This window comes from Rhodanobacter sp. DHG33 (assembly GCF_014843005.1).
Lineage (GTDB): Bacteria > Pseudomonadota > Gammaproteobacteria > Xanthomonadales > Rhodanobacteraceae > Rhodanobacter_A.
In genome coordinates, this window is record NZ_JACYXM010000001.1 from 51112 (window position 1) to 77142 (window position 26031).

The 26031-nt window shown below is 67.3% G+C and carries 23 protein-coding genes; 17 read left to right on the top strand and 6 right to left on the bottom strand.

Annotation, left to right across the window (positions count from 1 at the left end; translation table 11 throughout):
• Positions 1 to 37: 37 nt before the first annotated feature.
• From IHE46_RS00225 to IHE46_RS00235, 3 genes are all read left to right on the top strand, one after another.
• A complete protein-coding gene (locus tag IHE46_RS00225) occupies positions 38 to 1942 on the top strand; it encodes an LTA synthase family protein (protein WP_225562689.1) in 1905 nt (634 codons plus the stop codon).
• A 337-nt stretch (positions 1943 to 2279) separates the two neighbouring features.
• Positions 2280 to 2915: an ADP-ribosylation factor-like protein gene (locus IHE46_RS00230; RefSeq protein WP_225562690.1), complete on the top strand. Its 636-nt coding sequence runs from the start codon at positions 2280 to 2282 to the stop codon at positions 2913 to 2915.
• The gene (locus IHE46_RS00235) at positions 2912 to 3454 is read left to right on the top strand and encodes a hypothetical protein (RefSeq protein WP_192162382.1); all 543 of its coding nucleotides are present in this window, start codon (positions 2912 to 2914) and stop codon (positions 3452 to 3454) included. The genes IHE46_RS00230 and IHE46_RS00235 overlap by 4 nt, the downstream gene beginning before the upstream one ends.
• Before the next feature lie 176 nt (positions 3455 to 3630).
• Here IHE46_RS00235 and groL read toward each other — a convergent pair whose 3' ends face one another.
• Together groL and groES are read right to left on the bottom strand one after the other, a co-directional pair.
• The gene (groL, locus tag IHE46_RS00240; protein WP_192162384.1) at positions 3631 to 5274 is read right to left on the bottom strand and encodes a chaperonin GroEL; all 1644 of its coding nucleotides are present in this window, start codon (positions 5272 to 5274) and stop codon (positions 3631 to 3633) included.
• A gap of 103 nt (positions 5275 to 5377) precedes the next feature.
• Positions 5378 to 5671, bottom strand: coding sequence for a co-chaperone GroES (gene groES, locus IHE46_RS00245; RefSeq protein ID WP_049623107.1), 294 nt, complete (start codon positions 5669 to 5671; stop codon positions 5378 to 5380).
• A 236-nt stretch (positions 5672 to 5907) separates the two neighbouring features.
• Between groES and cutA the strand changes: the two genes are divergently transcribed.
• From cutA to purH, 11 genes are all read left to right on the top strand, one after another.
• On the top strand, positions 5908 to 6237 hold the full coding sequence (cutA, locus tag IHE46_RS00250) for a divalent-cation tolerance protein CutA (protein WP_192162386.1): 330 nt from the start codon (positions 5908 to 5910) through the stop codon (positions 6235 to 6237).
• A 58-nt stretch (positions 6238 to 6295) separates the two neighbouring features.
• A complete protein-coding gene (locus IHE46_RS00255) occupies positions 6296 to 7192 on the top strand; it encodes a DMT family transporter (RefSeq protein WP_192162388.1) in 897 nt (298 codons plus the stop codon).
• 70 nt (positions 7193 to 7262) lie between these two features.
• Positions 7263 to 9440 carry a protein-disulfide reductase DsbD gene (locus IHE46_RS00260; RefSeq protein WP_192162390.1) on the top strand — a complete coding sequence of 726 codons (2178 nt, stop codon included), beginning with the start codon at positions 7263 to 7265 and terminating at the stop codon, positions 9438 to 9440.
• Complete coding sequence (locus tag IHE46_RS00265; RefSeq protein WP_192162392.1) at positions 9437 to 10012, top strand: TlpA disulfide reductase family protein; 576 nt, start codon at positions 9437 to 9439, stop codon at positions 10010 to 10012. The genes IHE46_RS00260 and IHE46_RS00265 overlap by 4 nt, the downstream gene beginning before the upstream one ends.
• A 140-nt stretch (positions 10013 to 10152) precedes the next feature.
• Positions 10153 to 10593 (top strand): type II 3-dehydroquinate dehydratase, encoded by a 441-nt coding sequence (gene aroQ / locus IHE46_RS00270; RefSeq protein ID WP_192162394.1) that lies wholly within the window; start codon positions 10153 to 10155, stop codon positions 10591 to 10593.
• 60 nt (positions 10594 to 10653) lie between these two features.
• Positions 10654 to 11112, top strand: coding sequence for an acetyl-CoA carboxylase biotin carboxyl carrier protein (accB, locus tag IHE46_RS00275; protein ID WP_192162396.1), 459 nt, complete (start codon positions 10654 to 10656; stop codon positions 11110 to 11112).
• A gap of 21 nt (positions 11113 to 11133) precedes the next feature.
• Positions 11134 to 12495, top strand: a complete 1362-nt coding sequence (gene accC, locus IHE46_RS00280) for an acetyl-CoA carboxylase biotin carboxylase subunit (RefSeq protein ID WP_192163095.1) — start codon at positions 11134 to 11136, stop codon at positions 12493 to 12495.
• A 188-nt stretch (positions 12496 to 12683) separates the two neighbouring features.
• Entirely contained in the window at positions 12684 to 13586 is a 903-nt protein-coding gene (prmA, locus tag IHE46_RS00285) for a 50S ribosomal protein L11 methyltransferase (RefSeq protein WP_192162398.1), read from the top strand.
• A 75-nt stretch (positions 13587 to 13661) separates the two neighbouring features.
• The gene (locus IHE46_RS00290) at positions 13662 to 14486 is read left to right on the top strand and encodes a DUF3426 domain-containing protein (protein ID WP_343229964.1); all 825 of its coding nucleotides are present in this window, start codon (positions 13662 to 13664) and stop codon (positions 14484 to 14486) included.
• Between the two features lie 178 nt (positions 14487 to 14664).
• Complete coding sequence (locus IHE46_RS00295; protein WP_192162400.1) at positions 14665 to 14949, top strand: helix-turn-helix domain-containing protein; 285 nt, start codon at positions 14665 to 14667, stop codon at positions 14947 to 14949.
• Between the two features lie 87 nt (positions 14950 to 15036).
• The gene (purH, locus tag IHE46_RS00300) at positions 15037 to 16647 is read left to right on the top strand and encodes a bifunctional phosphoribosylaminoimidazolecarboxamide formyltransferase/IMP cyclohydrolase (protein ID WP_192162401.1); all 1611 of its coding nucleotides are present in this window, start codon (positions 15037 to 15039) and stop codon (positions 16645 to 16647) included.
• 96 nt (positions 16648 to 16743) lie between these two features.
• Here purH and IHE46_RS00305 read toward each other — a convergent pair whose 3' ends face one another.
• Positions 16744 to 17277: a DUF2782 domain-containing protein gene (locus IHE46_RS00305; RefSeq protein ID WP_225562691.1), complete on the bottom strand. Its 534-nt coding sequence runs from the start codon at positions 17275 to 17277 to the stop codon at positions 16744 to 16746.
• Positions 17278 to 17370: 93 nt separating this feature from the next.
• Between IHE46_RS00305 and polA the strand changes: the two genes are divergently transcribed.
• The 3 genes from polA to uvrD all read left to right on the top strand — a co-directional run bounded on the left by polA (position 17371) and on the right by uvrD (position 23064).
• Positions 17371 to 20118: a DNA polymerase I gene (gene polA, locus IHE46_RS00310; RefSeq protein WP_192162403.1), complete on the top strand. Its 2748-nt coding sequence runs from the start codon at positions 17371 to 17373 to the stop codon at positions 20116 to 20118.
• A gap of 481 nt (positions 20119 to 20599) precedes the next feature.
• Entirely contained in the window at positions 20600 to 20818 is a 219-nt protein-coding gene (locus IHE46_RS00315; RefSeq protein ID WP_192162404.1) for a hypothetical protein, read from the top strand.
• Between the two features lie 26 nt (positions 20819 to 20844).
• A complete protein-coding gene (gene uvrD / locus IHE46_RS00320; protein WP_192162405.1) occupies positions 20845 to 23064 on the top strand; it encodes a DNA helicase II in 2220 nt (739 codons plus the stop codon).
• Between the two features lie 97 nt (positions 23065 to 23161).
• Here uvrD and IHE46_RS00325 read toward each other — a convergent pair whose 3' ends face one another.
• The 3 genes from IHE46_RS00325 to IHE46_RS00335 form a co-directional block, all read right to left on the bottom strand.
• Positions 23162 to 23407 (bottom strand): GlsB/YeaQ/YmgE family stress response membrane protein, encoded by a 246-nt coding sequence (locus IHE46_RS00325; protein ID WP_192162407.1) that lies wholly within the window; start codon positions 23405 to 23407, stop codon positions 23162 to 23164.
• 211 nt (positions 23408 to 23618) lie between these two features.
• Positions 23619 to 24872: a heme biosynthesis HemY N-terminal domain-containing protein gene (locus IHE46_RS00330; RefSeq protein ID WP_192162409.1), complete on the bottom strand. Its 1254-nt coding sequence runs from the start codon at positions 24870 to 24872 to the stop codon at positions 23619 to 23621.
• Positions 24869 to 25984, bottom strand: a complete 1116-nt coding sequence (locus IHE46_RS00335; protein ID WP_192162410.1) for a uroporphyrinogen-III C-methyltransferase — start codon at positions 25982 to 25984, stop codon at positions 24869 to 24871. Before IHE46_RS00335 ends, IHE46_RS00330 begins: the two co-directional genes overlap by 4 nt.
• Positions 25985 to 26031 lie beyond the last annotated feature (47 nt).

Consider the following 26031-nt stretch of genomic DNA (forward strand, 5'->3'; position numbering starts at 1 on the left):
GCTCCGATTCCATGACAACCGAACCCCCGGTTTCGCCATGACCCCACCTGCCCTGCCCGATCTACGCCGCACGATGTCGCGCATTGCCATGCTTTTGGTGGTGTCATGTGTATTCGTGCTGCTCGCCGGGTTGCTCGACGGCGGCCAGGGCGTGCTGCCGCTGCGCATGCTGGACCAGCCGCGCTTCCTCATCGCCAATGCCCTGCCTGGCCTACTGTTCGCCTGCCTGCTGCTGGCGATGACACGCCGGCTGCTGCTGTCGTTCGGCCTGGCATACCTGCTGCTGGCGCTGGTTTACGGCATCAACGCGCTGAAGGTGGCGAACCTCGGCACGCCGCTGCTGCCGGCGGATTTCCGCATGGTGGGCCAATTGCGCAAGGGCGGCACGCACTTGCTGGCCGGTTACCTGCCGCACAGCCCCTGGCCTTACCTGGCGCTGATCGCGGGCGTGCTGGTGCTGGTGGCGGCGTGGCGCCTCGAACCGCCGCTGTTCGCGCGCCGCACCGGCGGAAAGCGCCTCGTGGCCGGCGGTGTGCTGGCCCTGTTGCTGGGTAGCGTGTTCGCCGGCTGGAGTGGCTGGGCCAAGGTCTACAACGGCCACGTGCTGTGGATGGAACCGTGGTCGGCTGCGTCCACCCGCGTGCATGCCGGTCTCATCAGCGAGCTGGTGATGTTCGACCTGCAATACAGCCTGCACAAGCCCAAGCCCGATCGCGCCGTGGCCGAGCAGTTGATCGACCGGTCCGTCGATTCGCTGCGCAAGCGCGTCGACACGCCGAACGCCGCCGCACTGCCCGACATCGTGGTGATCCAGAGCGAATCGTTCTTCGATCCCACCATCACCAACGGCTACGCGCACACCGACCTCACGCCCAACCTGCATCGCCTTGCCGCGCACGGCACAAGTGGCGGGCTGTATGTGCCCACTTTCGGCGGCGGCACCATCCGCACCGAATTCGAGATGCTCACCGGGTTGTCGCTGCGCTACTTCGACAACCTGCAGTTCCCTTACCTCCAGATGGGCCGCAAGCAGGTGCCCAGCCTCGTCCACGTGCTCGACGAGCACGGCTACGAAACGGTGGCGGTGCACGGCAACGATCCCACGTTCTGGAACCGCAACACCGCGTTCAAGTCCCTGGGTTTCCAGCGCTTCGTGTCGCAGGCGGATTTCCCGCACGACGCGCCGAACGACGGCAAATACATGGCCGACAGCGCGATGACCGACGAGATCTTGAGCCAGCTCAAGGACAGCGGGCCGCCGCAATTCATCTTCGCCATCAGCATCGAGGCGCACGGTCCCTACGACGTGGAGCCGAAGGACACCGCCGCGCGCGACGCCATCGCCGTGCCGGCCGGCATCGTGGGCAAGGACAAGACCGAGCTGCAGAATTACATCTACCACATGCAGCATGCCGACCAGCAGCTGGGCCGCCTTGCCGACATACTCGCCAAGCGCCAGCGCCCCACCCTGCTGCTGTTCTACGGCGACCACCTGCCCGCGCTCACCGACGTCTACCGCACCAACGGCTTCGTCAATGGCGGCGACATGCTTGCGCAACCCGGTACGTGGCTGCTGGTCGATCCGCGCAGCACCGCACAGCCCGTGCACGAGGACACCGCCGCATGGCTGATGCCCGGCCAACTGCTCGACGCTGCCGGCATCCACGACGATGCCTACTACGCACTCACCCAGCAAATCGGCCCCCAACTCGTCACGCTCACGCGTGCCCCCGGCGCCCCGCTGCCGGACGTGGACGACGCCACCCGCCAGCTCGACCAATCCATGGCCAGCGTCGAACAGCTGCGCATGAACCACAAACTGCAGCCGCTGCTGGCGAAAGTGGGCGGGAAGGCGCCCACGCCACCTCCCGCCACGACAGCCAGTTCGGCGCCAGTGATGGCGGCACCTGCAGCCGGTAGCCAGGCTCAGGCCGTGCGTTGAATCTCTGCCCGGACTGCCTGGCGCCGTCGTTCAACCGCGAGGTTCGCGCCAGCCGACGAGACAGAGAAAGGAGGAGTACTGCGGGGCCCAGACCCTATCGTCATTCGCGCTGCCGCTTCGTTTTTAGGATTTCTCCTATTCCCGCCATCGACCTGGGTCGATTAGCTTGGATCACGCCCCACGAAGTGCGCACCGCACCCTTCCCCAGGGATGCGCGATCCATCCAACACGCGGTTGAAGTCGGTCCTGCAATGCCTCTGTCGCAGAAGCAGCTTCGTCGACAGCACGCATTCCCCGGCTTGTCCCCGTGCCAAGAAGCAGAACCAGAAGTAACGAGATGCAGCAGGCTGCGATGGGTAAAGCAGGAAGCCCGACAGGCCTCCGCATCGGCGCCGGCCTCGTCCAACCGCAGGCGAGGCGCGCACTCCCGGACTCCAACGCCGACATAGACAGCTTCAAGAACAAGCTGGTGTTCGTCGGCAACGTGGAATCCGGCAAGACCACCGCCATCGAATCCGTTTCCGACGTCGCTCCGATGAGCACACGGATGCCTGTCGCCATCGGCCACACCTCGGCGAAGTTCACGCTCGACTACACCACGGCCAGGCTGGACGACGGCGACTGGCTGCATATTTATGGCGTACCCGGGCAGAGGCACCTGGACTTCATGTGGCCGATGGTCTGCGACGGCGCCACCGGCATTCTCGTCCTGGTGAATGCCTGCGACCCGGAACGGCTCGCCTACACCACCTCGATGCTCGAGGAATTTTCACGCCTGGCGCCGGACGCAAGCTTCACCGTGGGCGTCACGCGCAGCGATCTCGCCTCCGAATTCAGGCTGGACGAGTTCCGCCATGCGCTAGCCGCGAAAGGGTTCCGCCTGCCCGTGGTGAAGGTCGACACCCGCGAACCGGCGCAAGTCCGCTTTCTCATCAAGATACTTCTGTCGGGCCGCTCTGCCGGCAAACGATGAACGAACGCCCGACCCGGCGAAAATCCGACCGCATCGATTCAGGCGCCAGCCAGCGCATGGTTTCTAGCTTGGCTTCCGCCGCGCCGCGATACGCGCGCAGCATTCCCACCTTGGAGGTTTGGCCGATGAAAAAGACGATCCTGTTCGCTGCCCTGGTTGCTTCGACGGGCCTGGTGGCCCTCCCCGTTTTCGCACAAAGCGCTAGCGTCGGCGCGGCAGCCAAGACATCGGCCGGGCTCAACACCGGCTCGCTTACCAATAGCGCCATGCAGACTGCCGGCCAGGCCACCGGTGCCGCTGGCGACACCTTGCACTCGACTGGCGATGCAGCCCACAAGACCGCCCACAAGGCGAAGCATGCCGGCAAGAAGGCCCTGAACAAGACCGAATCCACCGCTAGCAATGCAGCCGGTGCTGCCACCGGTGCAGCGAATGGTTCGGCCGGCGTGGACGCCGGCACCAAGGTCGACGCGGGTGCTGCGGGCGCCAGTGTCGGCGTGAAGGCCGACGCGAAGGTCGGCGGCGCCGCGGGTCACTGATCCCGAGCTACCCTGCAAGCTCGACGGCCCCGGGAGGCAACTCCCGGGGCCGTTCGATTTCAGCCGCGCCCATGTGACTCGGCCAAAGAAAAACCCCGCCGAGGCGGGGTTTTTCGTGTGGCACATCCCTCGCCTCTGCCGCTGCGCGGCGGTGCTCGGGAAACGGCGCGGCCGGATCAGAAATCCATGCCGCCCATGCCGCCCATGCCACCGGGGGCGCCGCCGTGGTTGTGCTCTTCCTTCTTCGGCAGCTCGGCCACCATCGCTTCGGTGGTGATGGCGAGGCCGGCCACGGAGGACGCGTACTGCAGCGCCGAGCGGGTGACCTTGGTCGGGTCCAGGATGCCGAACTCGATCATGTCGCCGAACTCGCCGGTGGCGGCGTTGTACCCGTAGTTGCCCTTGCCTTCCTTGACCTGGTTGACGATCACGGACGGCTCGGCGCCGGCGTTGAACACGATCTCGCGCAGCGGGGCTTCCAGCGCACGGCGGGTGATGGCGATGCCGAGGTTCTGGTCTTCGTTGTCGCCCTTCAGGTTCTCGATCGCCTTCAGCGAGCGGATCAGCGCCACGCCGCCGCCCGGCACCACGCCTTCTTCCACCGCCGCACGGGTGGCGTGCAGGGCGTCTTCCACGCGGGCCTTCTTTTCCTTCATCTCGACTTCGGTGGCGGCACCGACCTTGATGACGGCCACGCCGCCGGCCAGCTTGGCCACACGCTCCTGCAGCTTCTCGCGGTCGTAGTCGGAGGAGGTCTCCTCGATCTGCGCCTTGATCTGCTTGATGCGGGCCTGGATCTTCTCGGCTTCGCCGGCACCGTCGATGATGGTGCTGTTTTCCTTGGTGACCACGATCTTCTTGGCGCGGCCCAGATCGGCCACGGTGGCCTTCTCGAGCTGCAGGCCCACTTCCTCGGAGATCACCTGGCCGTTGGTCAGGATGGCCATGTCTTCCAGCATCGCCTTGCGACGGTCACCGAAGCCCGGCGCCTTGACGGCGGCGACCTTGACGATGCCGCGGATGGTGTTGACCACCAGGGTCGCCAGCGCCTCGCCTTCCACTTCCTCGGCGACGATCAGCAGCGGCTTGCCGGCCTTGGCCACGCCCTCGAGCACGGGCAGCAGCTCGCGCACGTTGGAGATCTTCTTGTCGTACAGCAGGATGAACGGGTCTTCCAGCTCGACCTGCTGGCTCTGCTGGTTGTTGATGAAGTACGGCGAGAGGTAGCCGCGGTCGAACTGCATGCCCTCGACCACGTCCAGCTCGTTGTCCAGGCCCGAGCCTTCCTCGACGGTGATCACGCCTTCCTTGCCGACCTTCTTCATCGCGGTGGCGATGATGTCGCCGATCGCGCTGTCGGAGTTGGCGGAGATGGTGCCGACCTGGGCGATGGCCTTGTCGTCGGCGGTGGGCTTGCTGAGGCTCTTCAGCTCGGCCACGGCGGCGATCACAGCCTTGTCGATGCCGCGCTTCAGGTCCATCGGGTTGATGCCGGCGGCGACGGCCTTCATGCCCTCGCGGATGAACGCCTGCGCCAGCACGGTCGCGGTGGTGGTGCCGTCACCGGCGTTGTCGGAGGTCTTCGAGGCGGCTTCCTTGACGATCTGCGCGCCCATGTTCTCGTAGGCGTCGGCCAGTTCGATTTCCTTCGCCACGGACACGCCGTCCTTGGTGACGGTGGGGGCGCCGAAGCTCTTCTGCAGCACGACGTTGCGGCCCTTCGGGCCCAGGGTGACCTTGACGGCGTTGGCGAGCGTGTTCACGCCCTTGAGGATGCGCGAGCGGGCGTCTTCGCCGAAGCGGACTTCTTTAGCGGCCATAAAATTTTTGCCTCAAAAATTTTGAAATAAGGAAAGGTGGTTTGTCGTTTCGAAAGCGTTGCCGAAGCGAGCTCCCGGCAACTGGCGAGCGCGATGTACGCGCTCAGCCCTCGATCACCGCCACGATGTCGTCTTCCTTCAGGAAGACCAGCTCTTCGCCGTCGATCTTGATTTCCTGGCCGGCGTACTTGCCGAACAGCACCACATCGCCTTCCTTCAGCGACATCGGGCGCACGTTGCCGTCTTCCAGGATGCGGCCGGTACCGGCGGCGATCACCTTGCCGCGGGTGGGCTTCTCGGTGGCGCTGTCGGGGATGACGATGCCGCCGGCGGAGACGCGCTCCTCTTCCAGGCGCTTGACGATGACGCGGTCGTGCAGCGGACGCAGTTTGCTCATGGGTGGCTCCCAAGCTTTTGGTGATGAAAAGAGTTGAGGACTGACAGGCCGACCCATGGGCCGCTGTTAGCACTCGGCAAAGATGAGTGCCAATTTTGACGATTCAAGCCCCTCACCTGCAAGTAGCGGAGGCCCGGGCCGACTGGTTCATGCCTTGAAACAGCGGATGGGGCGGACAGGCTCGGGTTTCAAGAGGCCTCTGCTACCGTGCGCTGTCCGAGCCGCCGCCTGCCGCCATGACCGTCCCCGAAATCCTGCTTTGCCTGTGCACCTGCCCCGACACCGACAGCGCGCAAAAGCTGGCGGAGGCACTGGTGGGGGAACGGCTGGCCGCCTGCGTCAACCGCTTGCCGGGCGTGCTGTCCACCTACCGCTGGCAGGGGCAGGTGAACACCGACGGCGAGGAGCTGCTGCTCATCAAGACCACGGCCGCCCGCTTCGAAGCCCTCAAGGCGCGGCTGCTGGAACTGCATCCCTACGAGCTGCCCGAGCTGATCGCGCTGCCGATCGAGCGTGGCCACGCGGCCTATCTGGATTGGCTGCGCAGCGCGACCCAAGACTGCTGACAACTCCTGTCAGTGGCACCCGGCAGACTTCGCCCATCTCCCTTACCGCCCAACCGAAATGAAGAAGATCGACTACGCCGTGCTGCTGTCGTTGGGCGCCCTGTGGGGCGGCTCGTTCCTGTTCATGCGGATGGGCGCCGGCGCCTTCGGCGCGCTGCCGCTGGCGGGCCTGCGCGCCATTGGCGCGGCGCTGTGCTTCCTGCCGCTGCTGGCTTCGCGCCAGCGCCGGGCGGAGTGGCGCGCGCACTGGTGGCCGATCGCCATCGTCGGACTCACGAACTCGGCGCTGCCCTTCGCATTGTTCACCTTTGCCACGCGCAGCCTCCCGGCGGGACTGGCGTCGATCATCGACGGCATGACGCCGATGTTCGCCGCCCTGGTCGGCTGGCTGTGGCTGGGTCAGCGGCTGGATGCCTGGCGCAGCGCCGGGCTGGCGGTCGGCTTCGCCGGCGTGGTCTGGCTGGCCGAGGGCAGCCTCGCGCTGGGGCCGGGCGCGGGCCTGGCGTTGCTCGCCGGCGTGGCTGCCACGGCGCTGTACGGTTACGTGGTGCACTACACGCACCTGCGCCTGGCCGGCGTGACGCCGCTGGTGGTGACGGTCGGCAGCCATATGGTCGCCGCACTCCTGCTGTTGCCGCCGACCTTGCTGTTCTGGCCGGCGCAGGCTCCGCCGCCGCAGGCGTGGCTGGCGGCGGCCGGGCTGGCCGTGCTGTGTACCGCGCTGGCCTATGTGATGTTCTTCTGGGTGCTGGCGCGGGTCGGCGCGGTGCGGATCATGGTCATCCCCTACCTGATCCCGGCATTCGGCGTGCTCTGGGGCGCGCTGCTGCTCGGCGAACCGGTAAGTGCCCGCATGCTAGGCGGCTGCGCGGTGATCCTGCTCGGCACGGCGCTTACCACCGGCCTGCTCCGCTTGCGCCGCAAGGCGCCGTCGCTGGCTACCGGAGAGGCATGACGCCGCAGCGTGCGGAAGGCCGGGCCGCATGATCCATAATGGCCCTTCCCCGCCGCACACTGGAATCGCGATGCGCCTCATCACCGGCCGTGTGGCCGCCCGACTGCCTGCACTGGCCCTCCTTCTGCTCGGCCTGTGGGGCATGCTGGCGCCTGCCGCGTTCGCGCAGACCCAGGACGACAACATCCTGCCGGTGACCGAGGCCTACAAGCTCAGCGCCGATGCCGGCACCCCCGGCACGCTCAAGCTGCATTGGGTCATCGCGCAGGACTACTACCTCTATCGCGGCCGCATGAAATTCACCGCCGGCCCGGGCATCACCCTGGGCGAGGCGCAGCTGCCGACCGGCGAGAAACACGTCGACCCCTACCTCGGCCCGGTGGAGACCTATCACCACGCCGTCGACGCCAGCATTCCCTATACCGTGGCGCCGGGCACCACGCACCTCGTGCTCAGCGTGCGGTACCAGGGCTGCCACGAGGTGGAACCGAAGATCTGCTACCCGCCGCATACCGAGCAGCTCGACCTGCCGTTGCCTGCTTCCGCCTCGGCGCCTGCCGCAGACAAAACGCTGGGCGGCGCATTGCAGCAGCTCGGCGGAAACGGAAACGACGCCTCGTCCGAACCGCTGCCGCAGGAACAAGCCTTCCGGTTCTCCGCGCTGGCGCAGGACGCGCATCACCTGCTGCTGCGCTGGACGATGCCGAAGGACTATTACGTCTATCGCGACCACATCGCACTCAAGCTCAAGGACGCCGGCGACCTCAAGCTCGGCACGCCCGCGTGGCCCGCGGGCGGCGTGCAGCATCAGGACGCGCAGCTCGGCACGGTGACGGTGTACTTCGGCGACCTCGCATTGCCGGTCGCCATCGAGGGGGACACCGCGGGTCGCAAGCAGGTGACGCTGGAAGCAAGCTTCCTCGGCTGCAAGGACAACGGCGTGTGCTATCCGCTGATGACGCGCGACGCCGCCATCGATCTCGCCGGTGGCGCGGCGGCCGAAGGCACTGCCGTCCCAGGCGCGCCTACCGGGCCGCTGCAGACCAGCCTGCTCGCCGCGCTGCTGCTGGCATTGGGCGGCGGCCTGGTCCTCAACCTGATGCCCTGCGTGCTGCCGGTGCTCTCGCTCAAGGCGGTAAGCCTGCTGGAAGGCGGCGAAAACCCCGCGCAACGCCGTCGCCATGCGCTCGCCTATACCGCCGGCGTGCTGGTGAGTTTCCTCGCGCTGGGTGTCGGCATCCTTGCCCTGCGTTCGGCCGGCCACGCGCTGGGCTGGGGTACGCAATTGCAGCAGCCGCTGCTGGTGGCGTTACTGGCCTGTGTGATCTTCGCGCTGGGCCTGTCGATGTCGGGCGTGGTGCAGTTCGGCGCGTCGCTGGGCAATGTCGGGAACACCCTGGCAAGCCGCAGCGGTACGGCCGGCGATTTCTTCACCGGGGTACTCGCCGTGGTGGTGGCCAGCCCCTGCACGGCGCCTTTCATGGGCAGCGCGCTGGCCTACGCCTTCGCCGCACCGGCCGTGCATGCGTTGCTGGTGTTCCTCATGCTCGGCATCGGATTGGCGCTGCCCTTCCTGGCCATCGCCTATGTACCTGCGCTGGCGCGCTGGCTGCCTAAGCCCGGCCGCTGGATGGAGACGCTGAAGCAGGTGCTGGCCTTCCCGATGTACCTCACGACGGCCTGGCTGGCCTGGGTGCTGACCAATCAGCGCGGCGCCGACGCCGTGGGCCTGCTGCTGGTGGCCCTGGTGCTGCTGGCGCTGGTGCTCTGGTGGTTCGAGCGCAGCCGTGGGCGCAGCCCCTTGCATCACGTGTTGACCGCACTGCTGGTCGTGCTGACCGCAGCGCCGCTGTACCTGCTGGCGCAGTTGCCGGCCATGGCGAACACCACGACGGCACAGGCAGGCACCGTGGCGTACAGCCCGGCGAAACTCGCCGAACTGCGCGCCGCCAACACGCCCGTGTTCGTGGACATGACCGCCGACTGGTGCATCACCTGCAAGGCCAACGAGCACGCGGTGCTGGACGGTGACGCGTTCCACGCCGCGCTCAAGCGCGACGGCGCCATCTACATGAAGGGCGACTGGACGAACGAAGACCCGGCGATCACCGCCTTCCTGCAGCACTACCATTCGCCGGGCGTGCCGCTTTACGTGGTGTTCCCCAAGGGCGGCGGCGAAGGGAAGCAGTTGCCCACCGTACTGACCGCGGCGCTGGTGGAACAGGCATTGGATGAGGCGGCACGGTGAGTCGCGACAACCTCGTCATCCTGATCGCGGCCGCACTGGCCGCCACGCTGGGTGGCTGGTTGCAACATGAAAGCCGGCTGGCGCACGCGCCCACTGGCGTGACGGTGGCCCAGGCCGGCGAACCGGCGCCCGCGCTGGAATTGCCGGACCTGCAGGGACACCTGCACCGGCTGGCGGACTACCGCGGCCAGCGCGTACTGCTGAATTTCTGGGCAAGCTGGTGTGGACCCTGCTTGGACGAGCTTCCGGCGCTGGATCGTGCCCGGGCCAAGTTCGGCGAAAACACGACCATCGTGCTGGGAATCGCCATGGATGATCCCACGCGCGTTCGCGACTTTCTGGCCGCCCATGCCGTGCATTACCCCATCCTGATGGGCCGAATGGAGTCGCCCAGCACTTCGCTTTTGTGGGGCGATAGCGGCGAGATGCTCCCCTATAGCGTGCTGATCGGGGCCGATGGCCACGTGATCGCCACGCAGCGCGGCCCGCTGGACAGGGCCACGCTCGAACGATGGTTTACGGGAAGCGCGCCCAAGGATGGACGTCCATTTGATCCTCGCGATCAAGGGTGATCGCAAGAACCCCGTCACACATACGCTGACGCACGGCTTCTCCATCGAACATCGCCGATCTGCGCCGAACTGGACAACATCCGCAACTGCGCGCACACTGCGCCCGTTCCGGGTCGTCCGGACGTCGTCGAAGGCATGGCGTGGCCAAGATCCTCGTTCTGCACGGGCCCAACCTCAATCTGCTGGGTGTACGCGAGCCGACCATCTACGGCCGCGACACGCTGGCCGACATCAATGCACGGCTGGCCGCGCAGGCACAGGCGGCGGGGCACGAGCTGGCCTGGTTCCAGTCCAATGCCGAACATGAGCTGGTCGGCCGCGTGCACCAGGCGCGCGACGAGCAGGTGGCGACGATCCTGTGCAATGCCGGCGCCTTCACGCACACCAGCATCGCGCTGCGCGACGCGTTCTCGGCCGTGGCGATCCCGCTGATCGAGGTGCACCTGTCCAACGTGCACGCCCGCGAGGCGTTCCGGCACCACTCCTACCTTGCCGATATCGCGCTGGGCGTGATCTGCGGCTTCGGCGCCGATAGTTACCGGCTGGCCCTGGATGCGGCCATCGCCCGGCTGGCGGCATAGCCGATTCGATTTTCCCTTTCCCGTCGCCCGCGGGCGACGCCATGACATGAAGGCCATCCCATGGATCTGCGCAAGATCAAGAAGCTGATCGACCTGCTCGAGGAATCCAACCTCGCCGAACTGGAAATCAAGGAAGGCGAGGAAGTGGTGCGCCTGTCGCGCGTGCCCAAGGGTGGCGTGGCCGTGGCCGCACCGATCGCCGTGGCCGCCGCGCCGGTGGCTGTCGCCGCCCCCGCGCCGGTCGCCGCCGTCGAAGCCGCGCCGGCCGCCAGCAGCCTGCCGGCGGGCCATGTGGTGAAGGCGCCGATGGTCGGCACCTTCTATGCCTCCGCCACCCCCGGCGCCCCGGCGCTGGCGAAGGTGGGCCAGCAGGTGAAGGCCGGCGAGACGCTGGGCATCATCGAGGCCATGAAGATGTTCAACCAGATCGAGGCCGACGTGTCCGGCACCATCCAGGCGATCCTGGTCGAGAACAGCCAGTCGGTCGAATTCGACCAGCCGATGTTCGTGATCGCCTGAGCGGGCTGAGCCAACATGCCCATGCTCGAAAAAGTCGTCATCGCCAATCGCGGCGAAATCGCCCTGCGCGTGCTGCGCGCCTGCCACAGTCTCGGCATCAAGACCGTGGCGGTGCACTCCACCGCGGACCGCAACCTCAAGCACGTCGGCCTGGCCGACGAAGCCATCTGCATCGGCCCGGCGCCGTCCGCGGAGAGCTACCTCAACATCCCGCGCATCATCGCCGCGGCTGAAATCTCGGACGCCCAGGCCATCCATCCGGGCTACGGCTTCCTGTCCGAACGCGCCGACTTCGCCGAGCAGGTGGAGAAATCGGGCTTCATCTTCATCGGCCCCACCGCGGACGTGATCCGCCTGATGGGCGACAAGGTGGAGGCGATCAAGGCGATGAAGGCCGCGGGCGTGCCCTGCGTGCCCGGCTCCGGCGGCCCGCTGGGCGACGATATCGACAAAAACCTGCGCATCGCCCGCGAGATCGGCTACCCGGTCATCATCAAGGCCGCGGGCGGCGGCGGCGGCCGCGGCATGCGCGTGGTGCGCACCGAGGCGCATCTGGGCAACTCCATCGTGATGACCAAGCAGGAGGCCAAGGCGGCCTTCGGCAACGACATGGTCTACATGGAGAAATTCCTGGAGAACCCGCGCCACGTGGAAATCCAGGTGCTGGCCGACGGCCAGGGCAACGCCATCCACCTCGGCGAGCGCGACTGCTCCATGCAGCGCCGCCACCAGAAGGTGGTGGAAGAAGCGCCCGCACCCGGCATCACGCCGGAACTGCGCGCCGAGATCGGCAAGGTCTGCGTGGAAGCCTGCCTGCGCATCGGCTACCGCGGCGCCGGCACCTTCGAGTTCCTGTTCGAGAACGGCCGCTTCTACTTCATCGAGATGAACACGCGCATCCAGGTGGAACACCCGGTGACCGAATTCATCACCGGCGTGGACCTGGTGCGCGAGCAGTTGCTGATCGCCGGCGGCGAAAAGCTGTCGATCAAGCAGGAAGACATCCAGATCCACGGCCATGCCATCGAGTGCCGCATCAACGCCGAGGACCCGGACACCTTCCTGCCCAGCCCCGGCACGGTGAAGCGCTTCGAGGCCCCCGGCGGCCCCGGCGTGCGTGTCGACACGCACCTGTACGACGGCTACAAGATCCCGCCGAACTACGATTCGATGATCGGCAAGCTGATCGTGTACGGCCCCGATCGTGCCACCGCCATCGCCCGCATGCGCCTGGCACTGGCCGAAACAGTGATCGAAGGCGTGAAGTGCAACATCCCGCTGCAGCAGCGCATCATGGCGGACGTAGGCTTCCAGCACGGCGGCCAGAACATCCACTACCTCGAGAAGCGGATGGCGGAGCAGAAGGAAAAAGCAGCGCATTGATCAGACGATGCGCGGCTCGCGTTTGCCTCCTCTCCCCTCGGGGGAGAGGATTGAGGTGAGGGGCGGGCGCTTGCGACAGTCTCGATCGAAGCACGCTCCTATCCACCTCTCCGCAAGAGTGCCCCCTCACCCCAACCCTCTCCCCCGTTCGCCAATCTGTTGACGGGGGAGAGGGAGTGAATTTCGCCATGCCCTTCCTCGAACTCTCCCTCACCGCCCGCCTCGAACAGCAGCCCCGCGTGGAAGAAGCGCTGGAGGACCTGGGCGCGCTGTCGATCACGCTGCGCGATGCCGACGCGGAAACGCCGGACGAGCAGGCGATCTTCGAGCCGGGCGTGGGCGAATTGCCGCTGTGGCCCACGATCACCCTGAATGCCCTGTTCGACGAGCACTCGGACAGGCGCGGCCTCGCCGCCGCACTGGGCGAACTGCTGCCGTGGCTGGAGCCCGACCAGCTGGACTTCCGCACGGTGGAGGACCAGGACTGGGAGCGCGCATGGATGGACCAGTACCAGCCGCTGTCCTTCGGCCGGCGCCTGTGGATCTACCCGTGGAACATCGAACCGCCGGCGGACGAGGAAAGCGTGGTCGTACGCCTCGACCCCGGCCTCGCCTTCGGCAGCGGCACCCACCCCACCACTGCGCTGTGCCTGGAATGGCTGGATGGACTCGCACTCGCGGGCAAGTCGGTGATCGACTACGGCTGCGGCTCGGGCATTCTCGCCATCGCCGCGCTCAAGCTGGGCGCCGCGCATGCGATCGGCGTGGACAACGATCCGCAGGCGCTGCTCGCTTCGCACGACAATGCCGAACGCAACGGCGTGGCGGCCCGTCTCGACGCCTACCTGCCGGGCGACGAACCGAAGGCCGCAGCCGATGTGTTCGTGGCGAACATCCTCGCCGGTCCGCTGAGCGAACTCGCCCCCATCTTCGCGCATGCCGCGAAACCCGGCGCGCCGTTCGCGATCTCCGGCATCCTCGACGGCCAGCAGGACGAACTGCTGGCGCGCTACGCCGAGTGGTTCGAAGCGCTGCGCGTCGACATCCGCGACGGCTGGGTGCGCATCAGCGGAACGCGCCGCGGCCGATAACGTCCGGCCTGCTAAGCTCGCGGTTCGTTCCGCACAACGATCCGCATGTACGCGCAATGTCCCGAATGTCTGTCCGTGTTCTCGCTCGGCGCGCAGGCGCTGGTGCAGGCCCACGGCTATGTGCTCTGCGGGCATTGCGGTGCCGGCTTCGACAGCCTTGCCACCCTTAGCGAACAGCTGCCGCCGGAACCGTTCCAGGAGATGCCCACGAACGAGCAGGCGCTGGCGCCGCCGCGCATCGAGCTGGTGGTGTACCGCCCGCAGCGGCCGGCGCCCGAGCCCGTCGCGACGACGGAACCGGACGCGCCGATCGCCGCGGAGGCCGAGGATTTCTCGCAGCTGGTGTTCGCGCCACGCTTCGTGAAGGATTCCCGCAAGCGCAAGCCCTCGCGCGCCGAGCGCAAGCGCCGCACGCCGCGCGACACCGATCGCCCGCGACGCTGGCCCTGGATACTGGTCTGCAGCGCATTGGCCATCGCACTGGCCGCCGAACTGGCATGGGTCGATCGCGACGACCTGATCCGCGACCCGACGACCGGTGGCTGGCTGCGCGGCACCTGCAACACGCTGGGCTGCCGCTTGCCGCTGGTCGCCGCGCCCAAGCAATTGCACCTGCTCGCGAGCAACGTCGAAACGCATCCCAACGCCGCTAATGCGCTGATGATCAGCCTCAGCCTGCGCAACGATGCCGCCTTCGCGCAGCCTTGGCCGGTGGTGATGGTTACCCTGTCGGATGCGCAAGGCCATCGACTGTCGATGCGCCGGCTGCTCCCCACCGATTACCTGGACGACCCCGACGTGCTGCACCGCGGGCTCGCACCGGGCGCCACCACGGCGCTGCTGCTGGAAGTGCAGGACCCGGGCAACGCCGCCGTGGCCTACCAGTTCGATTTCGAATAGCGCGCCGGGACGTTTATGACACCAGCCGCACCAGACGCGGCACTTAAAATCTGTGGCCCACACGGGTAGACTCCACCGTCCCGCGCATCGCCAACAGCTTGCAACGGGCGATCGCCGACGCGGTCGCGCAATCATCAGAACAGCGGTCCAAGCAGCCGCGCGAGACACACAGAGGGAAATGTCAGTGAACGCCGTGAGATTGCCCGTCGAGGCCACCCGCCCGGTCGCTTCGCAGAGTGCGCTTGGCGAATGCGTCAGCCGCACCGTGCGCCGCTACCTCGCCGACCTCGGCGACGCGGACTGTGGCGAAGGCCTGCATGCGCTGGTGATCCACGAGGTGGAAGGCCCGCTGCTGCGCGAGGTGCTCGCGTTCCACGACGGCAACCAGAGCCGCGCCGCCGTGGCGCTGGGCATCAACCGCGCCACCCTGCGCAAGAAGCTGGCCGCGCACGGCCTGTTGTAACCCTCCGCTCCCGCATTTGGCCGTCCAAACGGCGGCCGCACCCCGGACTCGGCTATAATTCTCGGCTTTCCCCGTCAGGAAGCCGCCATGCCCGCCCCCGCCGTCGTCCCCGTCCGCCGCGCCCTGCTCAGCGTTTCCGACAAGACCGGCCTGATCGAACTGGGTCGCCGGCTCGCCGCGAAGGGCGTGGAACTGCTTTCCACCGGCGGCAGCGCGAAGGCGTTGCGCGAAGCCGGCATCCCGGTGAAGGACGTCAGCGACGTCACCGGCTTCCCCGAGATCATGGACGGCCGCGTGAAGACCCTGCATCCGAAAGTGCACGGAGGCCTGCTCGGCCGCCGCGGCACCGACGACGCAGTGATGGCCGAGCTCGGCATCCAGCCCATCGACCTGCTGGTGCTCAACCTCTACCCGTTCGAGGCTACCGTCGCCAAGCCCGGCTGCACGCTGGAAGACGCCATCGAGAACATCGACATCGGCGGTCCGGCAATGCTGCGTTCGGCGGCGAAGAACTGGAACGACGTGGGCGTGCTCACCTCGCCGGACCAGTACGAGACGGCGCTCGCCGAGATCGAACAGCACGGCGGCCTCTCGCGCGGCACGCGCTTCCAGCTCTCGGTCGCCGCGTTCAACAACGTGGCCAACTACGACGGTGCGATCAGCGATCACCTCTCCGGCCTCAAGCTGGACGATGCCCACGAAGCGATCGGTGGCCATGAGCTTTTCCCAGCGCAGAGCAACGGCCGCTTCGTCAAGCTGATGGACCTGCGCTACGGCGAAAATCCCCACCAGAGCGCCGCGTTCTACCGCGACCTGTATCCCGCAGCAGGCACGCTGGCCACCTTCAGGCAGCTGCAGGGCAAGGAGCTCTCGTTCAACAACATCGCCGATGCCGACGCTGCCTGGGAATGCGTGCGCAGCTTCACCAAGCCCGCCTGCGTCATCGTCAAGCACGCCAATCCCTGCGGCGTGGCGGTGAGCCTCGACGGTATCGGCAAGGCCTACGACCTCGCCTACCAGACCGACCCCACCTCGGCCTTCGGCGGCATCATCGCGTTCAACCGCATCGTCGATGGCGCCGCCGCGCAGGCCATCGTGTCGCGGCAGTTCGTCGAAGTGGTGCTGGCGCCGGCCTATGCCGACGACGCGCTCAAGGCATTCGCCAAGAAGGGCAATGTGCGCGTGCTGGAAATCCCGGTGCCCGCCGGCACCGACCTGGTGGCCGCGCATCCCGGCAACAACGTCAAGCGCGTGGGTTCCGGCCTGCTGATCCAGACCGCCGACACCGGCATGGTCAAGGCGGCGGAACTCAAGGTCGTGACCAAGCTGGCGCCCACGCCGCAGCAGATCGACGACCTGATCTTTGCCTGGAAGGTGGCGAAATTCGTGAAGTCCAACGCCATCGTCTACGCCAAGGATCGCCAGACCATCGGCATCGGCGCCGGCCAGATGAGCCGCGTGTACAGCGCGAAGATCGCCGGCATCAAGGCGGCCGACGAGAAGCTGGAAGTGCGCGGCTCGGTGATGGCTTCCGACGCCTTCTTCCCGTTCCGCGACGGCATCGACGCCGCGGCAGCGGCGGGCATCAGCGCCGTGATCCAGCCCGGCGGCTCGATGCGCGACTCCGAAGTGATCGCCGCGGCGGACGAACACGGCATGGCGATGGTGTTCACAGGAATGCGGCACTTCCGTCACTGAAGGTGATGGAAGTAAGGCAAATGCTTTGCCACTGAAATCCGTGGGGTAAATCAAACACTCCGCCACTGAAAGTGGCGGAAGTGCACCCAGCGCTCGTCAGTGACCGTCGCCCTGCGAACTGTCGTCCGACTCGGCAGGCTTGCTCTTGCCCCACTCGAGGATCTTGTACATCACCGGCTTCACCGGGGGCGCGCCTTCGGTGGGGCTCATGGTGCCGTTGTTGTCCACCGTATAGGTGTAGGACAGGCCGTTCTTCTGCGTGACCACCACCATGTAGACACGGCCACCGCGGCGGTATTCCTGGTACACCGCATCGCCCTCGGTATGCACGCTCACATCGTCCGCGGGCGAATCGCCCTTGATCGTCTTGGGCGGCCCCTTGTCGCCCGGCATCACGGGCAGCGGGATCGGCTTGCCCGGCACCGGCGTGGCGGTGACCTCGGCAGGCGTGCTGCCGCTGCTGGACGACGCAGGCGGGGCCGGCGGCGCCGTTTCCTTCACGCCCGGATCGTTCATGCCCGGCGGCGGGGGCGCCGGCGCGAACTGCGGCGACGGGTTGCTGGCGGACTGCGCCCATGCCGGCAGCGCAACGAAAGCGGAGATGGCGAACAGGCAAGCGGCGATTTTCATGGCGGCGACCTCCAAAGAGGCGCGAAGCATAGCAGCGAGGGGGCTGCCCTCCCGTGAATCACGTTTTCGTGTCCCGCGTGCCAGAATCCCCATATGCCCAAACTCATCCTGATCGACGGTTCCTCCTATCTCTACCGCGCCTTCCACGCGCTGCCGCCGCTGACCAATGCGCAGGGCGAACCGACGGGCGCACTGTTCGGCGTGGTCAACATGCTGCGCGCCACGTTGAAAGCGAAACCCGACTACGTCGCCTTCGTCAGCGATGCCTCCGGCCCCACGTTCCGCGACGCGATGTACGAGCACTACAAGGCGAACCGCCCGCCTATGCCTGCCGACCTGCGCGCGCAGATCGAGCCGATGCTGGCGATCGTGGGTGCGCTGGGCTTTCCCATCCTGCGCGTCTCCGGCGTCGAAGCCGACGACGTGATCGGCACGCTCACCGTGCAGGCGCAAGCGCAGGGTATCGAGGTGGAAATCTCCACCGGCGACAAGGATATGGCGCAGCTGGTCGGCCCCGGCGTCACCCTGGTCAACACCATGACCAACACCACGATGGATCGCAGCGGCGTCGAGGAAAAATTCGGCGTGCCGCCCGAACGCATCGTCGACTACCTCACCCTGGTGGGCGACAGCGTGGACAACGTACCCGGCGTACCCAAGTGCGGCCCCAAGACCGCCGCGAAATGGCTGGCCGAATACGGCTCGCTGGACGGCGTGGTCGCGAACGCGGACAAGGTCGGCGGCAAGATCGGCGAGAGCCTGCGCGAAGCGCTGCCGCAACTGCCATTGTCGCGTGCGCTGGTGACGATCAAGACCGATGTGGCGCTGGAGCAACAGCCCGCCGACCTCGCGATGCGCGAAGCCGACGCGGCGGCGCTGCGCGAGCTGTACACACGCTACGAGTTCAAGGCGGCATTGAAGGATTTGGACGCTGCCGCGGAAGTCGCTGCAGAAGCTCAACCCGTACGCGAAACCCCCAGCGCAACGGAGAAGGAGCACCGTATACAGGACGTGCGCTTGCCGGGCGATGCCGCACCCGGCAGCTACGAGCTTGTCACCACGCAGGCGCAGCTCGACGCATGGCTCGCGCAGCTGCGCGACGCCCCCCTGATCGCCTTCGACACCGAAACCACCGCCCTCGATCCCATGCTGGCGGACATCGTGGGCCTCAGCCTCGCCGTGGAACCGGGCAAGGCCTGCTACATCCCGCTGGCGCACGATTACCCCGGCGCGCCGGCGCAGCTGCCGCGCGATGCGACGCTGGCCGCACTCAAGCCCATCTTCGAGGACGCGAGCCGTCCCAAGCTCGGCCAGCATGCCAAGTACGACATCAACATCCTGTCGCACTACGGCATCGCCGTACAGGGCGTGCGCCACGACACCATGCTGGAATCCTACGTGTGGAACGCCACCGCCACGCGCCACGACATGGATTCGCTGGCGAAGCGCTACCTCGGCTACGACACCGTGAAATACGAAGAGGTTGCCGGCAAGGGCGCGAAGCAGATCCTCTTCTCGCAGGTGGACCTGGATACAGCCTGCCGCTATGCCGCCGAGGACGCCGACGTCACCCTGCGCTTGCACCACGCACTGTGGCCGCTGCTGGAAAGCGTGCCCAGCCTGCGCAAGGTGTACGAGGACATCGAGATGCCGCTGGTGCCCGTGCTCGCCGGCATGGAGCAACGCGGCGTACTGATCGACGTCAACGAATTGCGCAAGCAGAGCCAGCAGCTCGGCAAGCGCATGCTGGAACTGCAGCAGCAGGCGTACCGCGAGGCCGGCCGCGAATTCAACCTCGACTCGCCCAAGCAGCTGCAGGCGATCCTGTTCGACGAACTCGGCCTGCCCGCGAAGCTCAAGACGCCCACCGGCCAGCCCTCCACCAACGAGGAGGCACTGGAGGCCATCGCCGATGCGCACGCGCTGCCGAAGCTGATCCTCGACTACCGCGGCCTGGCCAAGCTGCGCTCCACCTATACCGACAAGCTGGCCGGCACGGTGAACCCGCGCACCGGCCGCGTGCACACCAGCTATCACCAGGGCGCCGTCGCCACCGGGCGCATCTCCTCCACCGATCCGAACCTGCAGAACATCCCGGTGCGCACCGAGGAAGGCCGCCGCATCCGCCAGGCCTTCATCGCGCCACCCGGATGGAAGGTGCTGGCGGCGGACTACTCGCAGATCGAGCTGCGCATCATGGCGCACCTCTCCGGCGACGAAGGCCTGCTCAAGGCCTTCCACGAAGGCGGCGACGTGCACCGCGCCACTGCCGCCGAGGTGTTCGGCCTCAAGCCCGAGGACGTGACGTCGAACCAGCGCCGCGCCGCCAAGGCCATCAACTTCGGGCTGATGTACGGCATGAGCGCATTCGGCCTCGCCCGCCAGCTCGGCATCGACCGCGGCGAAGCCAGCGACTACATGGCACGCTACTTCGCGCGCTACCCCGGCGTGCATGCCTTCATGGAGGCCACGCGCGCGCAGGCGCACCGCGATGGCTACGTGGAAACGATCTTCGGCCGCCGCCTGTACCTGGAGAACCTGCAGTCCCGCAACCAGGCCTACCGCGCCGGTGCGGAGCGCGCCGCGGTCAACGCACCGATGCAGGGCAGCGCCGCCGACATCATCAAGCGCGCGATGATCGGCGTGGCCGCCTGGCTCAAGGGGCGCGACGACGCCCACATGCTGATGCAGGTGCACGACGAACTGGTGTTCGAAGTGCGCGAAGACGCGGTGGACACCGTACGCGAGGCGGTGCGCAACCACATGCAGGGTGCCGCGCAGCTTGCCGTGCCGCTGATCGTCGAAGTGGGGGTGGGCGCGAACTGGGACGAGGCACACTGAGCTCTTCGTCGCTCCCTGCCATGGCAGCGCCAGGCAGGGGACAAAACGTTGCTTTTTCGTGAAATGAATCTGCCCTGACTTTTTTTCGCATCCGTGTAGAACTTTTTCGTTCTGGCGCGTTCTTATCTATCGGATGCACGCAACGGCATCCATGGCTGGACACCTCCCTGGACAGCCACCCGGACGCGGAGCCTCTCCCCTGGGCATCCGCCTCCCCGGCCCCGAAGGCTCCCCCTAGCCTTCGGGGCCTTTTTTATGGGCTCGTCCACGAACACGAAGATCAAACGGGCGGCCATCCATGGCCGCACTGCTCAATTTTGTGCACTCGTCCCTGAGCACAGAGCAAGATCAAAAGGCGGCCATCCATAGCCGCACTACTCAAAAAGAGCCGCTCCGCGGAGCTTTGTCCCGACAGCCCTGCACTTCATCTGCATGGACCGACCCGGCATACTCGAAGCCCATACCTTCCAGGGAAGATCCCATGCGCTTCGCACTGATCGTCATCGGTCTCGTCCTGCTCGTCGGCGGTCTGTGGGTGGTGTTCGGCCACGGCGGCTACCAGCAGACCGACACGCTGGTCCAGCTCGGCTCAGCCAAGCTCACCGCCACGCACGAGAAGGCTTTCCCGCAGTGGGCGGGCATCGCCGGCATCGTGGTGGGCGCCGTGCTGGCGCTGGGCGGCATCTTCAAGAAGAGCTGAGCGCCGCAACCGCTACAATGGGTGCGATGGATGTCTCGCACCTGATCGACTCGCTCAACGACGCGCAGCGCGAAGCCGTCTGCGCCCCGCCCGGCCACTACCTCGTCCTCGCCGGCGCCGGTTCCGGCAAGACCCGTGTGCTCACCCACCGCATCGGCTGGCTGATGCAGGTGGAACGCGTGCCGCCCTGGGCGATCCTCGCCGTCACCTTCACCAACAAGGCCGCGGGCGAGATGCGCGCGCGCCTGGAAAGCCTGATCCCGGGCGGCACGCAAGGCCTCACCGTGGGCACCTTCCACGGCATCGCCCATCGCCTGCTGCGCCGGCACTGGCGCGAGGCCAGCCTGCCGGAAGGCTTCCAGATCCTCGACGCCGACGACCAGCAGCGGCTGGTGAAACGCGTGGTCGCCGGCCTCGGGCTGGACGAGGCGCGCTTCCCGCCGCGCCAGGCCACGTGGACGATCAACGGCTGGAAGGACGAGGGCAAGCGCCCCGACGCCATCGAGCATCGCGATCATCCCGTCACCGCCACCCTGGTGCGCATCTACCAGGCCTACGAGGACGCCTGCCGCCGCGCCGGCCTGGTGGATTTCGCCGAGCTGCTGCTGCGCGCGCACGAGCTGTGGCTGAAGAATCCCGCCGTGCTGGAGCACTACCAGAGCCGCTGGCGGCATCTGCTGATCGACGAGTTCCAGGACACCAACGCGCTGCAGTACGCCTGGATCCGCGTGCTCGCCGGCCACACCGGCAAAGTGTTCGCCGTGGGCGACGACGACCAGAGCATCTACGGCTGGCGCGGCGCGAAGGTGGAGAACATGCAGCAGTTCCTGCGCGATTTCCCTGGCTCGCGCACGATCAAGCTGGAACAGAACTACCGCTCCACCGCCACCATCCTGAAAGCGGCCAACCAGGTGATCGCGCGCAACGGCGGCCGCCTCGGCAAGGAATTGTGGACGGCCGGCGGCGAGGGCGAACGCATCGCGCTGTACGCCGCCTACAACGAGCAGGACGAGGCGCGCTTCGTCATCGAGCGCATCCGCGAATACATCGCCGAACACGGCAGCGCGCGCGATTGCGCCATCCTCTACCGCTCCAACGCGCAGTCGCGCAACTTCGAAGAACAGCTCACCCAGCGCAGCATTCCCTACCGCGTCTATGGCGGCCAGCGCTTCTTCGACCGCGCGGAAATCAAGGACGCGCTGGCCTACCTGCGCCTCACCGCCAATCGCCACGACGACGCCTCGTTCGAGCGCGCCGTGAACACGCCGCCGCGCGGCATCGGCGACCGCACGCTCGACACGCTGCGCCGCCGCGCCCGCCACGACAGCCAGTCGTTGTGGGAGGCCGCCCTCGCCGAACTGGCGGGAAGCGAACTGGCCGGCCGCGCGAAGAATGCGGTGAAAGGCTTTCTCGTGCTGATCGACGAGATGGCCCGCACCTTCAATCCCCTGCTCTCCGCATCCGCCGGGGACGAGGCGAGCGATCCTGCGCTGCCCCTCGCCGAACGGATCGACCACGTCCTCACCCACACCGGTCTGCGCGACCACTACGAGAAGGACAGCCGTGGCAACGGCGAGGCGCGCATCGAGAACCTCGACGAACTGGTCAACGTTGCCAGCCGCTTCGAACGCACGCAGGAAGACATCGACGCCGGCCTCGACGAACTCGCCGCCTTCCTTTCGCACGCCGCACTGGAAGCCGGCGAAGGCCAGGGCGAAGCGTGGGACGACTGCGTGCAGCTGATGACGCTGCATTCGGCCAAGGGCCTGGAGTTCCCGCTGGTGTTCCTGGTCGGGCTGGAGGAAGGCCTGTTTCCCAGCCAGCGCTCCACCGAGGACGAAGGCAGGCTGGAAGAAGAACGCCGCCTCGCCTACGTGGGCATCACCCGCGCCCGCGAACGCCTCGTCATCAGCTATGCCGAATCGCGCCGCATGCACGGCACCGAAATGCTGGCTCGCCCTTCGCGCTTTCTCGCCGAGATGCCAGCCGAGCTGATCGACGAAGTGCGCCCGCGCGTGCAGGTGAGCCGGCCGCTCTATGCCGGTGCCGGCCGCCACGTCGATCATGCACCGCTGCAGGAAGATCTTCCGGTCAAGCTTGGCCAGCGCGTCAACCATCCCAGCTTCGGCGAAGGCGTGGTGGTCAGCGCCGAAGGCAGCGGTGCGCATACGCGGCTGCAGGTGAATTTCGAGAATGCAGGCAACAAGTGGCTGGTGGCGGCCTACGCCAACCTCACGCCGCTCTAGTTCTCGCAAAGCCGCCAAAGAAAACGCCCCGACAAAGGGGCGTTTTTTCTCCGTCCGGGCTGGAGTGCGTACTCGGCCTTCGCGAGGCCGCTACGTGTCACGCTCGCTTGATGAGGCGGATCAGGAACAGCAGGATCACGGCGCCGATGACGGCGGTGATGATCGATCCGATCCAGCCGCTGCCGAGGTGAATGCCCAACACGCCGAACAGCCAGCCGCCGATGAAGGCACCGACGATGCCGACGATGATATCGACGATCAGGCCGAAGCCGCCGCCCTTGACCAGCAGGCCGGCCAGCCAACCCGCGATGGCGCCAACCACGATCCACGCAATGAAGCCCATGATGTGTCCCTCTCTTGGAAGTGAACAAGCGTCGCCGCAGCCGCCATGCCTTCCTGTCGACCACTCCGCTGCCTGACGGCTCCTGGTGGCAATCCACTGGTCGGGACATGCACTACGCAGGGCGAGTATGCGTCCGAGGGAGGGCGCCCACTATAGGAATAGTCTCAAGACCGCCCTGCTTCGTTCATTGCCGTATGGGCCTCGGGCCCCGTCATCCGCGCAGCCGCGGCACGCCGTGCTCATCGCGCTCTTCGATGGCGATGGCATTCGTGTCGATCACGCCGACCTTGTCCGATGGCATGGGCTGGACGGCTTCGCCGCGGGCCATGGCCAAGGCATTGCGGTAACAGCGCTCCGCCTGTGCGGCATCGCCCCGGCCAGCGTGCGCGTCGCCCAGCGCCTCCCAGGCGCCGCTGCTCGGCTCCAGCGCCAGCGAGCGTTCGAGGTATTGGCGTGCCTTGCCCCACAGTCCGGAGCGCACGCAAATGCGGCCGGCCGCGAGCAACAGGACGGCATCGTTCGGATGGTCGGCCAGCCAACCTTCGGCACGGCCGAGACGCGCGGCCAGGTCGCCGCCGGCTAGTACGCCATAGGCTTCCACCAGTTCGGGCGACCATTCGCGGCGCAAGGCGGATTCCAGCTCGTCCATCGCCGGCAGCACGAGGCCGAAGCCGGCGGCGCGGCGCGCGTAGGCATTGATGGCGGCAGGGGCGCGGCGCTGCGTCTTGGGCAGCTGCGACCACAACGTGTTGAGCGCTGCACCATCGGGCGCGGCATGGATGGCGGCAACCAGCACCCTGGCCTCGAGCGCGGTGTAGCCGCGCGTGCCGAGCGCGCCGCTTTTCTGCAGCGGTTCCAGCGTGGCGAGCGCGCGGCGGGTATCTCCCGCGGCAAGTGCTGAGAGCGCCAGCTCGCGCCAGCCGCCGGGCGGCAACGCGGCCTTGTCGGCATCCGGCGCGAGCAAGGCCAGTGCCTCGGCGGGTTTGCCGTCGCGGCGCAGCACGCGGGCGCGCAGCACGCGGGCGGCCTGCGGCGCGGCCTGCGAGGCTTCGGCGAGAATCTCCAGTGCACGGCCATGTTCGCCGCGGCGCGAAGCGGCTTCGGCGGACGCGAGCAAGGCGACGCCACGCAGCGCATCCAGTCGCGAGGCGCGATTCAGATCGCGCTCCGCATCGCCGTGGCGGCCTTCCATCAGCGCGATCAGGCCATCGCCCAGGCGCTTGCGGCTGAGCCGGCGATGCCGGCGCGACAGCGCGCCGAACGGCCAGCGCAGCAAGCGCCACAACGCGGTGAGCACCGCCCATGCCAGCAGCAGGATGACGACCGCGGCAACCACCGTGGTCTGTACGCGCCAGCCGTGCAGGCGCACCAGCACGTAGCCGGGATCGATCGCCACCCAGTGCCAGCCGAACGCGGCCAGCGCGGCGACGATCGCCAGCAGCAGGATCCAGCGCCACAGGTTCATCGGGCCGCTCCCTTGGCCGCTGCAGGCGCGGGTGCACTGGCCGCGGACGAGGGGTTGCTGGACAGCGCATGCACCGCGCGCAAATTGCGCAGCTCGGTCAGCGCCGCTCCCAGCGGCACGGAGGTGTCGCTCGGCACCGCGCCCGCGAGCTGTTTCAACGCGGCGTGTGCCTGCTGCACGTCGTCGCTATGGCCGTCGAACTGGTTGGCGAGGCCAGTATCGGCGCGTTGCAGCGCCGCAGCGTAGGCCTTCGGGTCGTGCGCCAGCAGCGCAGCCTGCGCCTGTGCGAGATCCAGCGCCACCAGTTCGCGCGCGAAGCGCGCATCCGCCACCGCCAGCGGCGTGCCGTTGTCGCGCTGCACGCTGACCACGCCGGTCAATGCGCGCGCTATGCGCGACCATGCGCCGGACGACGAGGCGCCGGCCGGCGCATCCAGCGGTTTCAGCGGCAGCATGGGCACGGTCTCGCGCAACGCCGTCAGCCTGGTCAGTGCCTCGGCCTGGCTGGCCGGCTGACTGGCGAGCAGGGCGACCCGCTCGGCCTCGACGTTCTGGCGCAGTCCCGCAAACGCGCCGTCGTTCACCGCGGACAATGTCTGCGCGGCCAGCGCATAGGCTGCCGCCGCGCCCTGCGCATCGTGGAACAACTCATAGCGTTCCTTGGCCATGCGCAGCAGCGATTCGGTTTCGTCGAGCAAGGTGGCGTCGTGTGCGCTCAGCGTGCTTTCGGAGAGCTTGCCTACCGCACCTTCCAGCGCGCGCAGGCGATCGCCCTGCGCCTGCTGCGCAGATTCCAGCGTGCGGTCCAGCTGATCGAAGCCATCCAGCCGTTGCGCGAGATTGGCGCGGCCACCGCTGCCGCTCGCCAGGGCAGATTCCAGTGCGGCCACGCGTTGCTGCATGGCCGCCATCGCCTTCGCATCGGCGACGCGATGCTGGCGCTGCTGCCATTGGCGCCACCCCACATAACCGGAGGCCAGCAGAGCGAACAGCGCCAGCAGCAGCGCCAACGCGACGCTGCCGCCGCGCGGCGCAGCAGCGCGTGTGGAGGGTTTGCTGGCGCGCGGCGCAGCAGCGGGCGCGGTGGACGGCGTGGTGTCGTTTTCGTTCATGTCCGCATGCTAGCAGGCGGCCCACGGGCGTTCGTTGCAAGCTCGTG

What these genes read in the sequence shown, in the direction of transcription:
- IHE46_RS00335 (WP_192162410.1), bottom strand. Translation starts at nt 25,984, where the DNA reads ATGAACGAAAACGACACCACGCCGTCCACCGCGCCCGCTGCTGCGCCG.
- IHE46_RS00315 (WP_192162404.1), top strand. Translation starts at nt 20,600, where the DNA reads ATGCGCTTCGCACTGATCGTCATCGGTCTCGTCCTGCTCGTCGGCGGT.
- groES (WP_049623107.1), bottom strand. Translation starts at nt 5,671, where the DNA reads ATGAGCAAACTGCGTCCGCTGCACGACCGCGTCATCGTCAAGCGCCTG.
- IHE46_RS00325 (WP_192162407.1), bottom strand. Translation starts at nt 23,407, where the DNA reads ATGGGCTTCATTGCGTGGATCGTGGTTGGCGCCATCGCGGGTTGGCTG.
- IHE46_RS00225 (WP_225562689.1), top strand. Translation starts at nt 38, where the DNA reads ATGACCCCACCTGCCCTGCCCGATCTACGCCGCACGATGTCGCGCATT.
- prmA (WP_192162398.1), top strand. Translation starts at nt 12,684, where the DNA reads ATGCCCTTCCTCGAACTCTCCCTCACCGCCCGCCTCGAACAGCAGCCC.
- cutA (WP_192162386.1), top strand. Translation starts at nt 5,908, where the DNA reads ATGACCGTCCCCGAAATCCTGCTTTGCCTGTGCACCTGCCCCGACACC.
- groL (WP_192162384.1), bottom strand. Translation starts at nt 5,274, where the DNA reads ATGGCCGCTAAAGAAGTCCGCTTCGGCGAAGACGCCCGCTCGCGCATC.
- purH (WP_192162401.1), top strand. Translation starts at nt 15,037, where the DNA reads ATGCCCGCCCCCGCCGTCGTCCCCGTCCGCCGCGCCCTGCTCAGCGTT.
- accB (WP_192162396.1), top strand. Translation starts at nt 10,654, where the DNA reads ATGGATCTGCGCAAGATCAAGAAGCTGATCGACCTGCTCGAGGAATCC.
- IHE46_RS00330 (WP_192162409.1), bottom strand. Translation starts at nt 24,872, where the DNA reads ATGAACCTGTGGCGCTGGATCCTGCTGCTGGCGATCGTCGCCGCGCTG.
- uvrD (WP_192162405.1), top strand. Translation starts at nt 20,845, where the DNA reads ATGGATGTCTCGCACCTGATCGACTCGCTCAACGACGCGCAGCGCGAA.
- IHE46_RS00305 (WP_225562691.1), bottom strand. Translation starts at nt 17,277, where the DNA reads ATGAAAATCGCCGCTTGCCTGTTCGCCATCTCCGCTTTCGTTGCGCTG.
- polA (WP_192162403.1), top strand. Translation starts at nt 17,371, where the DNA reads ATGCCCAAACTCATCCTGATCGACGGTTCCTCCTATCTCTACCGCGCC.
- IHE46_RS00230 (WP_225562690.1), top strand. Translation starts at nt 2,280, where the DNA reads ATGCAGCAGGCTGCGATGGGTAAAGCAGGAAGCCCGACAGGCCTCCGC.
- IHE46_RS00260 (WP_192162390.1), top strand. Translation starts at nt 7,263, where the DNA reads ATGCGCCTCATCACCGGCCGTGTGGCCGCCCGACTGCCTGCACTGGCC.
- accC (WP_192163095.1), top strand. Translation starts at nt 11,134, where the DNA reads ATGCTCGAAAAAGTCGTCATCGCCAATCGCGGCGAAATCGCCCTGCGC.
- IHE46_RS00235 (WP_192162382.1), top strand. Translation starts at nt 2,912, where the DNA reads ATGAACGAACGCCCGACCCGGCGAAAATCCGACCGCATCGATTCAGGC.
- IHE46_RS00295 (WP_192162400.1), top strand. Translation starts at nt 14,665, where the DNA reads ATGTCAGTGAACGCCGTGAGATTGCCCGTCGAGGCCACCCGCCCGGTC.
- IHE46_RS00255 (WP_192162388.1), top strand. Translation starts at nt 6,296, where the DNA reads ATGAAGAAGATCGACTACGCCGTGCTGCTGTCGTTGGGCGCCCTGTGG.